The 12,501-nt window shown below is 59.3% G+C and carries 7 protein-coding genes; 5 read left to right on the forward strand and 2 right to left on the reverse strand.

All coding sequences use genetic code 11. The features are described from left to right. The first annotated feature begins 987 nt into the window (after nt 1-987). Both O9Z63_RS17255 and O9Z63_RS17260 read left to right on the forward strand, forming a co-directional pair. Nucleotides 988-1,479 carry a DUF4385 domain-containing protein gene (locus O9Z63_RS17255; RefSeq protein WP_270126610.1) on the forward strand — a complete coding sequence of 164 codons (492 nt, stop codon included), beginning with the start codon at nt 988-990 and terminating at the stop codon, nt 1,477-1,479. Nucleotides 1,480-1,680: 201 nt separating this feature from the next. Continuing rightward, nucleotides 1,681-2,166, forward strand: a complete 486-nt coding sequence (locus tag O9Z63_RS17260; RefSeq protein WP_052381321.1) for a hypothetical protein — start codon at nt 1,681-1,683, stop codon at nt 2,164-2,166. A 206-nt stretch (nt 2,167-2,372) separates the two neighbouring features. On the opposite strand, the gene O9Z63_RS17265 is transcribed toward O9Z63_RS17260, so the two are convergent. Then, nucleotides 2,373-3,776 (reverse strand): inorganic phosphate transporter, encoded by a 1,404-nt coding sequence (locus O9Z63_RS17265; RefSeq protein ID WP_270126611.1) that lies wholly within the window; start codon nt 3,774-3,776, stop codon nt 2,373-2,375. A 365-nt stretch (nt 3,777-4,141) separates the two neighbouring features. Between O9Z63_RS17265 and O9Z63_RS17270 the strand changes: the two genes are divergently transcribed. Continuing rightward, nucleotides 4,142-5,659 carry a glycine--tRNA ligase gene (locus O9Z63_RS17270; RefSeq protein ID WP_270126612.1) on the forward strand — a complete coding sequence of 506 codons (1,518 nt, stop codon included), beginning with the start codon at nt 4,142-4,144 and terminating at the stop codon, nt 5,657-5,659. 306 nt (nt 5,660-5,965) lie between these two features. After that, on the forward strand, nt 5,966-9,184 hold the full coding sequence (locus O9Z63_RS17275; protein ID WP_270126613.1) for a DUF7948 domain-containing protein: 3,219 nt from the start codon (nt 5,966-5,968) through the stop codon (nt 9,182-9,184). A gap of 81 nt (nt 9,185-9,265) precedes the next feature. Here O9Z63_RS17275 and O9Z63_RS17280 read toward each other — a convergent pair whose 3' ends face one another. Next, entirely contained in the window at nt 9,266-9,664 is a 399-nt protein-coding gene (locus O9Z63_RS17280) for a hypothetical protein (protein ID WP_270126614.1), read from the reverse strand. A 236-nt stretch (nt 9,665-9,900) separates the two neighbouring features. On the opposite strand from O9Z63_RS17280, the gene O9Z63_RS17285 reads away from it, so the two are divergent. Next, nucleotides 9,901-12,339 carry an efflux RND transporter permease subunit gene (locus tag O9Z63_RS17285; RefSeq protein ID WP_270126615.1) on the forward strand — a complete coding sequence of 813 codons (2,439 nt, stop codon included), beginning with the start codon at nt 9,901-9,903 and terminating at the stop codon, nt 12,337-12,339. Nucleotides 12,340-12,501: the final 162 nt, after the last annotated feature.

A 12,501-nucleotide genomic window follows, 5' to 3' on the forward strand; every position in this document is an offset into this window, starting at 1 on the left:
TAGGCCTGCGAGTTGGCATGCGGGAGCCGGCCGGTAGTTCTGATGACGACCGGCCCGACGGCTAAAAAGAACCGACGGACCGGAGCTGTTCCGCAGTTCACGTTGGGCAGTTGCAGCGGATAAGAGTCCGGCTTTAGCTGGTTGCGCACTGGCAGGCCAGAAACCACCTTTACAGGCCGAAAAAATGCGTGGAACGCTTTTTCAAGTTACTTCTATTAGGGTGAAATGCGAGTTTCTGATGCGTATGGCCGCTTTTCAATGATTTATGTTCCACGGCTGGCCGGCCGTGTTCGGGCGGATTCCGGCCGATTTGTGGGGTTTCACCCCCTGTGCGAAGCGCTATCCACATTCAAAACCGGCTTATTCCAGTCACTGAGCGGGTTTTCTTCTCCTTTTCCACAGGTTTTGCACAGCCTTTTCCACTGGCATTCGGCTAAACGGCTTAACCTGTGGATAATACTGCCGCAACCTGGGGATAACGCGTGGAGAAAATCAGGATAAGTTTTTTTGCGTTTCTGGCTGCCCCTACACCCCCATTCTGCTATCCACACCGCGTGGATAAGGGTGGACAACTTCCCCCGGTTTTCACCACAATCCACACACCCTGCTGGCTGTGGATTGTGGATTAGTGGATAAGCTATGTGGATTGTGAAAAAGATGGTTATGATTCTTATTGTCAGCAATTTACTATCCACATACCCTGTTGATAGACGGTGCATAAACCCGAAGCTGTACACAAGTTATCCGCGCTGTGGATTACTCCCGCCGATTGTCCACTTATACACAGCCCTAACGATGGAGATTAAAAAGATTTCTTAAAATTTCTTCTTTTAAAAAGTTATTAACCCTGTGGACAACCCGGCCGGCCCTCAAAAAAAAAGAGGCTTCCGGTCCAGCGTTTCAAATGGGCCGGAGGAAAATCAAATCCAGCGCGCCGGAAACTCAGGGAGCCGCGGCCGCCGTATACAGCGGGCAACCTCTCCCGCCATGCCCTTCAACTACGACCAGGATTTCCGGCACCTCAACCTGCGCGAGCAGCCCGAGCTATACCGCGTGGGCAAGGGCGAGCAGGGTGTGCTGCTGGTGGAGCCCTACAAAAGCGAAATTCTGCCCCACTGGCGCTTCCGCACGCCCGCAGTGGCCCGGGAGTCGTCGGAAACTATTTATGGGCTGTTTGAGGCCTATCTGAAGGCGCACGACTTTGTGGGAGCCGACATGGCCCGGAAGTTCCTGCAGATGGGCTTCACGCGTGCCCGGCGCTACGCCAACCACCAGGGCGGCAAAAAGTACGCGGGGCCCGTGCCGGCCGATAAGAAGGGCCAGAGCGGGGCCCACGGCCGCGAGGAGCTACCCCGCTCGCCCGAAGACCCCGAAAAAGCCGAAGCCGCCGCCATATTTAAGCGCAAATGGGACCAGGCCAAAACCCACCCCGACTACGTGCAGCAGCGCGCCGATTTTGAAGCTCGCTACGGGAAATGAGCCGTGAAATGTTGATAAGCCGGTGCATAGTGTTGATAGGTGGCCGGTAGTTGCCGCTGCCAAATAAAGCCGGCCCCGATTGCGCCCGCGCGGTGCCCCAGTAAGCAGGGAATCCGCCTGCACCTACTAGGCCGCCGCCACTTATCAACCCTCAACCTCCTACCTTTACTTTCTCCAAGAACTACCCCCAACCCAAGCGCTATGACCCCGACAAACGCAACGCCTCAGAGCCTCGACGAAAACGAAATTACCCTGGGCACCGGCATGGGCCCGCTCCGCTTCGGGGCCACCATGGACGAGGTGCGCGCCCTGATGGGTGAGCCCGAAGAAATCGAAGAGTCGGAAGACGACGACGAGTTTGAGCACCAGGCCTGGAACTACCTCGAGGAAGGTTACTCTCTGTACTTCGACCGCGAAGACGACTTCCGCCTGAGCTGCATCGAAACCGACCACCCCGGCATGCGCCTTTATGGCGAGAACATCCACGGCAAAACGCCCGACGAAATCCAGGCCCTCATGAGCCGCCACGGCCACGAAGCCAGCGAGACCGAGAAGATGGATACCGGCGAAATGCGCATTTCCTACGAGAAGGAAATGATTGACCTTTACTTTGATGAGAACGAGCTGCAGTTTGTCAACTTCGGGGTGTTTATATCCGAAGACCTTGACGTACAGTGGCCTGCCTAAAACCAAGGTTATCCACAAAACACGGCAAAAACCGTGTGGATAAGTGGATAAGTGGCTGATTTTGTAAGTATTTAGCCTGCACTATACTACAGCCAGCCAGCAGTTATCCTCATTTTGCCCACTGCCCAAAAAGCAGGCACATAAAAAAGCCGCTCTTGCAAAAGAGCGGCTTTTTTGTATTAAGGCAGGAAAGGTGCCGCTGGCTGCTAGCCCAGAATGGCGCGGAACAGCAGGAACAAACCGCCTGACAGCGCCATCGTTACGGGCAGCGTGAGCACCCAGGCCAGGGCAATGTTGCGCACCATCTGCGGGTTCAGGTTCTTGATGCCGCGGTTGGCCACCATCGAGCCGGCAATGGCCGATGACAGCACGTGCGTGGTGGAAGCCGGCAGGCCGTAGGCGGTGTTCACGCCAATCATGGCGGCGGCCACCAGCTCCGACGAAGCGCCCTGGGCGTAGGTCAGGTGCTCCTTGCCGATCCGTTCGCCGATGGTTTTCACGATGCGCTGCCAGCCGATCATAGTGCCGCAGGCCAACGACAGCGACACGGCCAGCAGCACCCAGAAGGGGGCGTAGTCCGTGAACGACTTCATGTTGGCAATGGCCGTGTCGTAGGTGGCGCGGTCGGCGGTGCTCAGGCTTACCCGCTCGCTGCCGAGCAGCTTCTTGGCGCGGTTCGAGGTCAGCAGGATGCCTTTGCGGATCTGGAAGCGGGCGTCCTGTGGGAGCTGGGCCACGCTGGTTTTGCCGGCGAAAATGGCGTCGAGCGTGTCGGTCTGGCTTTTGATTTCGGCCAGCATCTTCTGGTCGGCGGGGCTCAGCTCGGTGGGGTTTACTTTGCCCATCACCTGCTCAATCTTCACCAGCGAGTCGCGCATGTCCAGCGGGTTCTTGCCGTTGTCGAGGGCGAAATAGGTGGGCACGATGCCGATCAGGATCAGCATGATCAGACCCACGCCTTTCTGGCCGTCGTTGGAGCCGTGGAAAAAGCTCACCAGCGTGCAGGTGGCAATCAGGATCAGGCGGATCCAGATGGGCGGTGGCTTGTGCTTGTTGGGCTCCTTGAAGATGGACTTGTTGCGCACAAACCGCTTCAGTAAGAACATCATGATGATAGTGAGCGAGAAGCCGAACAGCGGGCCCGTGAGCAGGGCAATGCCGGTTTCGCCGGCCTTGCTCCAGTTGACGGCCGCGTTCTGCGAGCCGGGCAGCAAGCTGAAGGCAATGCCTACCCCCAGGATAGACCCAATCAGGGCGTGCGACGACGACGAGGGCAGACCGTAGTACCAGGTGCCCACGTTCCAGATGATGGCCCCCAGAATCAGGGCCCCCACCATGGCAATGCCGTGGTAGACGTTCTGATCGACGAGGCTTTCGACGGGCAGCAGGTACACGATGCCCATGGCCACGGCAATGCCGCCGGAAAACACGCCGATGAAATTCCAGAACGCCGACCAGACTACGGCCACCCAGGGCCGCAGGGCGTTGGTGTAGATGACCGTGGCCACGGCGTTGGCCGTGTCGTGAAAGCCATTAACAAATTCGAACGCGCAGGCCGCTACCAGGCAGGCAGCCAGCAACAGCAGCACGTGAGGCTCTAAGCCAAACATAAGAAGGGAATTGGTGAAAAGACGGTTTTCATCATCCAAAGGTAGACTTACCCTTAGGGGCGGCAAGATTATGAAATTGTTACGGCACTACCCGGCCGGCTCCTATTTGAGGCGCTAAACGCAGGAAGCCGTTCGGGGTTAGCCCCCAATATTCAGGAACCGCTAAATTACTGATTGGCACGCCGACAATGCCTCTTCTGCGGCTGCGGCTAGGCTACTAGCGCCGGCTTTAGCTACTTTTGCCGGGAGCAACTGTCATTCCGACGAAGGAGGAATCTCGCTAGTGTAGCATAATCAGTTACCGTACTAGCGAGATTCCTCCTTCGTCGGAATGACAGCCAACGCCTCTTACTTCTCTATACAGCATGAGCAACGAGCAGAAACCCGCCGCCACGGCCGAAAACACCCTGGCCGATATCGTGTCGCACGCCAAGGAATACGGCTTTGTATTCCCTTCCTCGGAAATCTACGACGGCCTGGCCGCCGTGTACGACTACGGCCCCAACGGCGTGGAGCTCAAAAACAACCTCAAGCAGCTCTGGTGGAAGGCCATGACCCAGCTCAACCAGAACGTGGTGGGCATCGACGCGGCCATCTTCATGCACCCGCTCACATGGAAAGCCTCCGGCCACGTCGACGGCTTCTCGGACCCCATGATCGACAACCTCGACAGCAAGAAGCGCTACCGCGCCGACGTGCTGCTGGAAGACAAAGCCGCCGAGTACGAGAAGAACGGCGAGCTGGCCCGCGCCGAAACCCTGCTGGCTGAAATGGGCCGCCTGCTGACCTCGGAAGACCTGGCCGGCGTGAAGCAGCTCATCATCGACGAGAAAATCATCTGCCCCATCAGCAAAACCAGCAACTGGACCGACGTGCGCCAGTTCAACCTGATGTTCTCGACCCAGATCGGGGCCGTGGCCGAAGACTCCAGCAAGATCTACCTGCGCCCCGAAACGGCCCAGGGCATCTTCGTCAACTTTCTGAACGTGCAGAAGTCGGCGCGGCAGAAGGTGCCGTTTGGCATTGCCCAGATCGGTAAGGCCTTCCGCAACGAGATTGTGGCCCGGCAGTTCATCTTCCGCATGCGGGAGTTCGAGCAGATGGAAATGCAATTCTTCGTGCGGCCTGGCACCGAAGGCGAGTGGTACGACAAGTGGAAGGCCACCCGCCGCCGCTGGCACGAGGTGATGGGCTTACCCGCCGCCAAGCTCCGCTTCCACGACCACGACAAGCTGGCCCACTACGCCAAGGCCGCCGTGGACATCGAGTACGAATTCCCGTTTGGCTTCAAGGAAATCGAGGGCATCCACTCCCGCTCCGACTTTGACCTGATGCAGCACCAGGAGCTCAGCCGCAAAAAGCAGCAGTACTTCGATGCCGACGTAAACCCCGAAACCGGCAAGCCCTACGGCAACTACGTGCCCTACGTGGTGGAAACCAGCGTGGGCGCCGACCGCCTGTTCCTGGCCACGCTCTGCCAGGCTTACACCGAGGAAACCATCACGGAAGGCGAAGGCGAGAAGGAGCAAACCAAAACCCGCACCTTCCTGAAGCTGCACCCGGCCGTGGCCCCCATCAAGGCCGCCATTTTCCCGCTCGTGAAAAAGGACGGCATGCCCGAGAAGGCCGAGGAAATCTTCAACAGCCTGCGCTACGACTTCCGGGTGGTGATGGAGGAGCGCGACGCCATCGGCAAGCGCTACACCCGCCAGGACCTGATCGGCACGCCGTTCTGCATCGTGGTAGATGGCCAGACTTTGGAAGACAACACCGTGACTGTGCGCCACCGCGACTCGCGCGAGCAGACCCGCATGCCTATTTCGGAGCTGCGCGGCTACATCGGCGAGGCCGTAAGCCTGTCGCGTATTTTCGAGCAACTATAGGAGTAATTGAATATTATTCGGGCATAGAAGAGCCCCATCCTGTTTGCACGGGATGGGGCTCTTCTATGCCCGAAGGGTGGGGCCGGAAAAGCCGCGGCCCGCAGTTAGGTTCTCATTCACAGTTGGATAAGTTGAAATTTTTCCTGTAAAATAGCTACTGCCTTGTCGGCATTCGAAAAGAATATTGCTTACTTGGGGGAAGTTTTTTTGCTGACTGTCCTTTGCTTGCCGCTCATGCGTGCCTTGGGTTAGCAGTTGGTTTTCAGTCAGTTTCATTGTCTTTCATCCAACACATAAATTTTTTAGATGGGAATTTCTACTATTTCGGGGTACCGTACTTCTGCTTTCCAGGGGTTGCTGGCTGCTGTGGGGCTGCTGGCAGCGGCGCCGGCCGTGGCGGCAGCATCTGAGGGCCCCGTGGCGGCTCCCACCGAAGCACGCCACCTGCAGTTTATAGCTAACCGCAACCAGTGGGCGCGGCCCGTATTGTTTGCTACCGATGTGCCCGGCGGCCGCCTGTACCTGGAGCGGGGGCGCCTGTTGCAAACCCTCTACGACACCAAGGCTGTGGAGGAGCTGCACCACCACAAGCCCGACGGGCGCGACCACCGCATCAAGGCGCACGCCTACTCGGTGTCGTTTGTGGGCGCCAACCTGCAGGCGCTGGTGAAGGGCGGCGACGAAACCGGCGAGGTGACCAACTACTTCCTGGGCAAGGACCGCAGCAAGTGGGCCAGCAACGTGCCTTCCTATAACGAGGTACGCTACCAAGAACTGTACCCCGGCACCAACCTGCGCTTCTACACCCACGACGAGCAGCTGGAGTACGACTTCGAGCTGGCGCCCGGTGCCGATGCCAACCGCATCAAGCTCCGCTACGAAGGCCAGCAGAAGCTCGCCATCGTGAAGGGGGCTTTGCAGGTTACTACCTCGGTGGGTACCGTGCTGGAGCAAAGCCCGGTGGCGTACCAGCTGCAGAACGGCCGCAAAACGCCGGTGGCCTGCCGCTACGTGCTGAGCGCCGACAACACCCTCTCGTTTGCTTTCCCGCAGGACTACAACCACGCCCTGCCACTGGTGATTGACCCCGTGCTGGTGTACTCATCCTACACCGGCTCGACGGGCAGCAACTACGGCTACACGGCCACCTACGACGCGCAGGGCAACCTGTACGCCGGCGGGGTGGTGTTTGCCGCCGGCTACCCGACCACCACCGGTGCCTACGACGTGAGCTTTGCCGGCAGCCAGGACTACGGTATCATGAAGTTCAACCCGTCGGCTACCACGCGGGCGGCTTCGCGCATCTACGGCACTTACATTGGCGGTGCCTCCGACGACCATCCGCACAGCATGGTGGTGGACCCCGCCGGCAACCTGGTGATTCTGGGTACCACCAGTTCCTCCGACTTTCCTACTACCACCGGCGCTTATGATGTGAGCTTCAACACCGGGGCCGACATTGTGGTGTCGAAGCTGAACCCAACCGGTACGCAGCTGCTGGCTTCCACCTTCTTTGGCGGCAACGGCGCCGATGGCCAGATTACCGGCACGCTCGACAAAAACTACAACGACACCTACCGCGGCGACGTGACCACCGATGCCCAGGGCAATATCTATCTGGCCACGATGACCTCGTCGGCCAACTTCCCTATCGTTAACGGCTTCCAGGGTACCAAGGGTGCCAACTCCGATGCCGTGGTAGCCAAGTTTACCTCCGGCCTCAACAGCCTGACGTGGAGCACGTTCCTGGGAGGCTCGGGTGAAGATGCGGCCTACTCGGTACAGGTAGATAGCACCGGCACGGTGTTCGTGAGCGGCGGCACTACCAGCACCAACTTCCCCGGCACCACGGGCGGCCTCAACCCGCAGTACCGCGGCGGCAGCGCCGACGGCTTTGTGGCGCGCATTGCGGCCGCCGGCAACGACCTGTTCCAAGCGTCTTACATCGGCACGGCCGGCTACGACCAGGCTTACTTTCTGCAGCTCGACCGCCAGGGTGAGGTGTACCTGTTCGGGCAGACCGACGGGGCGTACCCCGTGTCGCCGGGCGTGTATTCTAACCCCAACAGCCTGCAGTTTATCCACAAAATCAACCGCCTGCTGACAACCACGCGCTTCTCTACGGTGATAGGCAACGGCAACTCGGGCGGGACCAACATTTCGCCCACGGCTTTCCTGGTAGACAACTGCGGGCAGATTCTGCTGTCGGGCTTCGGGGGCAACGTGGCCAACATGCCCGTAACGCCCAACGCCATCCAGACGTCGTCGTCGGGCTCGTCGGGCAACTTCGGCTATTTCTACATCATGCAGCTCTCGGCCAACGCCGGCGGCCTCGTGTACGGCACCTACTTCGGTAACGGCAGCTGCCACGTAGACGGCGGTACCTCGCGCTTCGACAAGAAAGGCATCATCTACCAGTCGATGTGCGTGGGTAGCGGCTCGGCTACATTGCCCATCACGCCCAACGGCTTCTCGGCCACCAACAACTCCAGCTGGAACAACGCCGCCTTCAAGATTGACGTGCTGCAGCTGGATGCCACGTTTACGCCTTCAGCCACACCTGGCGGCTCACGCATCCGGACGGGCTGCGCGCCGCTGACTGTGTATTTCACCCGGCCTTCGGTGAGTGGCACTTCCACCAACTGGACGTTTGGTAACGGCCAAAGCTCCAGCAATGCCACCACCACGGTAAGCACGGTGTACAACACCCCGGGCACCTACATTGCCCGCCTCACCGTCACGGACCCTTCCAACTGCATCCAGAGCGCCACGGCCACCGACACGATTGTGGTGTTTGGCCTGCCGCCCGCCGCCGCCGGCCCCGACCGCACCATCTGCGAAGGCGGCTCCGTGACGCTGAGCGTGCCGGATGCCGGCCCGGGCGTGACGTATGCCTGGTTTCCGCCTACGGGCCTTAACACCACCCGGGGTCGCACGGTAGTGGCCTCGCCCACGGCTAATACGTTCTATATCCTCACCACCACCACGCCCAACAACTGCACCGGCAAAGACACCGTGCTGGTATCGGTGGCGCCGCGGCCGCAGGTAACGGCGGCGGCGGGCGTAGTCAATGAGTTTACGGGCGTGCCCGTGGCCTTCAGCAGCACGGCTACGGCCGCCGTGGGCAGCTACGTCTGGGACTTCGGCGACGGCACCTTCGGGACGGGCGCTACGCCCAGCCACACCTACACCCGCCCCGGCACCTACCAGGTGCGCCTGACGGCCAAGTATGGTCCTAACGGCCAGTGCGAGGAAGCCAGGGTGGTGACGGTGAATATTTTCAAAGAAGAGAAGCCCAACGTCATTACGCCCAACGGCGACGGCCTCAACGACACGTTTAAGCCCTTCGTGACCCTGCAGCCGGTTGACATCCAGATTTTCAACCGCTGGGGCAAGAAGGTATTTGAGCAAAGCAACTACACCCAGGGCTGGGGCCAGGACAACGTGCCCGGCGGCGTGTATTTCTACCAGCTCAAGAGCAGCACCGGCGAAAGCTGGAAAGGCTGGGTGGAAGTAGTGCACTAGCCACCTGACTTCTCGGGCATAGAAAAGCCGTTCCGGACAACTTCCGGGACGGCTTTTTTTATGCGCCAGAGGGCAGGAGAATCAGTTTTCGCTCAGCCACTGGGTGGCGTCGCGGCGGGAGGTGAAGTAGTTGAACTGCACCTGCGCGGGCGGCAGGGGCGCGGTGGCCAGCAAGCTGCCGATCTGGTGATGATACTGCCCCTCGGACACCACGGCCGCAATAAACAGCGGGCGGGTGGCGTGGTCGGCCAGGGCTTTGGTGAGGGGGCGCAGCAGCTCCGCGTCTTCGTCGGTAGGCGGGGCGTTGCGCTTCAGGTCCAGCAGCAGCTTATCGACGTTCTGGATGCGCATTTCTTCCAAGGCCCGCTGGTAGGCCTGGTTGAAGGCCGCCGATAGCTGCGGGGTGCTGCAGCTCAATAGCAGGGTTTCGGAAACCGGATTGTAGGTCAGCAGGGCCTCCGGGGAATTATACAGGGTCATGGCAAAAGAAAAACACTACACCCGGCGCGGTATAATTCAATTTCTGAGTGCTGCAACGGCTTGTAGTGGGCCTACTTACGCTGGAAGTGCCATAAAATGTTCCCTGGTGCGGCAGTAAAAAAACGCGGCCCGGCCGCGGCGCCCGGCCCGCGGCCCGCACCTCGGGTTTCTTTAATGGCTGAGCCTCACCGGATAGCTGCCTGGGGTTGCGTACCTTTGCTGCATTTTAGCAGCCTATGTGGAGAAACCTCGCCCTGTTCGTCATCAAGAACCGCCGCCTGCTGGTAGGGCTGCTGGCCCTCATTACGGTGTTCATGGGCTGGCAGGCCCGCAAAATCGAAATGACCTACGATTTTGCCCAGGTGGTGAGCCCCACCGACCCGGACATGGTGTACTTCCAGCAGTTCAAGCGGCAGTTTGGCGAGGACGGCAACGTGCTGGTGCTGGGCATGCAGGACAGTTCGGTGTACCAGCTCGGCAACTTCAATGAGCTGCGGCTGCTGACGGACACGCTCAGCCAGGTGCGGGGCGTGAACGGCATTCTGGGCGTTACGCGGTTGCCGCGGCTGGTTAAGGATACCACCCTGCGCACGTTCCGGGCCGAGCCCATCTTCCGCAACTTCCCCCAGACTCAGCCCGAGCTGGACTCCTTGATGCGGGTGGTGAACTCCCAAGAATTCTACAAAGGCCAGCTGATTTCGCCTACCACCGGGGCCACGCTGCTGGCCCTCACCATGGACCCCAAGTACCTGAACTCCAGCAAGCGGGAAGCCGTGATGAAGGAGATTCTGGGCCACGCCGAACGGTTTCAGCAGAAAACCGGCATCAAGATGCACTACGCCGGCCTGCCCTATGTGCGGGCCACCATGACCACCAAGGTGGCTTCGGAAATGAAGCTGTTCGTGGGCCTGACCATCGTGATGATGGCCCTCACGCTGCTCATGTTCTTCCGCACGTGGTCGGCGGTGGTGTTTCCGCTGCTGATTGTGCTGATTGTAGTGGTGTGGTGCATCGGCTCGATGGTGCTGATGGGCTACAAAATCAACCTGCTGACGGGGCTGATTCCGAGTATTATCATCGTAATCGGGATTCCGAACTGTACTTATCTGCTCAGCCGCTACCACTACGACTACCGCAAATCGGGCAACCAGGTGCTGGCGATGGCCCGGGTGGTGCGCAAAATTGGACTCGTAACCTTGATGAACAATACCACCACGGCCATCGGCTTCGTGGTGTTCTGCTTCACCAACATTGCCATCTTGTTCCAGTTTGGGGCGGTGGCCACCATCAACATCTTCGTGGCCTTCGCGGTGTCGTTTATCTTGATGCCGATTGTGTTCACCATTCTGCCGCCGCCCACGCCCAAGCAGCTGGAGCACCTGGAAGCCAAGCCGCTGATGAAGCTGCTGGAGTTCTTCGATTATCTGGTGCTGGAGCGCCGCCGCACGGTGTACATTGCGGCGCTGGTGTTTGCGGTGCTGGCCGGATTTGGCGTGAGCAAGGTGCGCTCGGTGAGCTACATGGTGGATGATCTGCCCAAGGATTCGTCGGTGAACTCCGACCTGAAGTTTTTCGAGCAGCACTTCAACGGCGTGATGCCGCTGGAGCTGGTGGTGGACACGGGCAAGCCCAAGGGCCTGCTCAAGCTCAAAAATCTGGAGAAGATTGACCGGCTGGAAAACTACCTGCGCACCCAGCCCGTGCTGACGACCCCGGTAAGCGTGGTGACCTTCCTGAAAGCCTCCACCCAGGCCTTCTACAACGGCAGCCCTGACTACTACCGCCTGCCCGATAACTCCGAGAAGAACTACGTATTCAGCTACCTGGCCCGCTCCCAGAGCACTAAAGGCAGCGAAGGAGCCCTCACCAGCAAGCTGCTGCGCTCCTTCACCGACAGCACCATGCAGCGGGCCCGCATCTCGCTGAAGATTGCCGACATCGGCTCCCACAACCTCGATACGCTGCTCAACAACGGCATCCGGCCCGAAATCCGCAAGATTTTCAACGGCACCGGCATGGACGTGAAGCTCACGGGCACCACCATCATCTTCACCAAGGGCAACGAATACCTGATTGGTACGCTCAAGGAAAGCCTGCTGATTGCCTTTGCGCTGGTGGGGTTGGTGGTGCTGATCCTGTTCCGCAGCATCCGGGCGGTGTTCTTCACGCTGCTGCCCAACTTCTTCACGCTGCTGCTAACGGGCGGCATTATGGGCTACTTCGGCATCCCGCTCAAGCCCAGCACGGCCCTCATTTTCAGCATTGCGCTGGGCATCGACGGCGACAACTCCATCCATCTGCTGGCCAAGTTCCGGCAGGAAATGGCCGCAAACGGCCGCCGCGTGAAGGCCGCCATCAGCACCACCCTCAGTGAGGCCGGCACCAGCATGATTTACACCAGCATTGTGCTGTTTCTGGGCTTCTCGGTGTTTGCCTTCTCGGAGTTTGGCGGCACTAAGGCGCTAGGCCTGCTGATGTCGGCTAGCTTGCTGATTACCAACTTCTCCAACCTGATTCTGCTGCCCTGCCTGCTGGTTACCTTCGAGCACGGTAAGGACGAGGACGTCATCGACCAGTCGGGCATCAAGCACTACGACGACAACTACCACGAGGAAGACGACGACCTGGAGCTGAACCTAAGCCGCATGCAGATGCAGCCAAAAAGCCTCACGTAGTTGCCTCACTCCTGGGACCTCACCCCCTAGCCCCCTCTCCAAAAGAGAGGGGGAACTAGCTTTAAAAAAGTAGTTTTTAATTCACATTCTCTGCCTCACTAGCCACCCGCTTCTAGTACTAGATAGAAAACTAGTGCTAGTTCCCCCTCTCTTTTGGAGAGG

The organism is Hymenobacter yonginensis, from assembly GCF_027625995.1.
Lineage (GTDB): Bacteria > Bacteroidota > Bacteroidia > Cytophagales > Hymenobacteraceae > Hymenobacter > Hymenobacter yonginensis.

Bases quoted from the DNA above. Each gene is read 5' to 3' on its own strand.
- O9Z63_RS17255 (WP_270126610.1), top strand. From the start codon at position 988: ATGCCCTTCAACTACGACCAGGATTTCCGGCACCTCAACCTGCGCGAG.
- O9Z63_RS17260 (WP_052381321.1), top strand. From the start codon at position 1,681: ATGACCCCGACAAACGCAACGCCTCAGAGCCTCGACGAAAACGAAATT.
- O9Z63_RS17265 (WP_270126611.1), bottom strand. From the start codon at position 3,776: ATGTTTGGCTTAGAGCCTCACGTGCTGCTGTTGCTGGCTGCCTGCCTG.
- O9Z63_RS17270 (WP_270126612.1), top strand. From the start codon at position 4,142: ATGAGCAACGAGCAGAAACCCGCCGCCACGGCCGAAAACACCCTGGCC.
- O9Z63_RS17275 (WP_270126613.1), top strand. From the start codon at position 5,966: ATGGGAATTTCTACTATTTCGGGGTACCGTACTTCTGCTTTCCAGGGG.
- O9Z63_RS17280 (WP_270126614.1), bottom strand. From the start codon at position 9,664: ATGACCCTGTATAATTCCCCGGAGGCCCTGCTGACCTACAATCCGGTT.
- O9Z63_RS17285 (WP_270126615.1), top strand. From the start codon at position 9,901: ATGTGGAGAAACCTCGCCCTGTTCGTCATCAAGAACCGCCGCCTGCTG.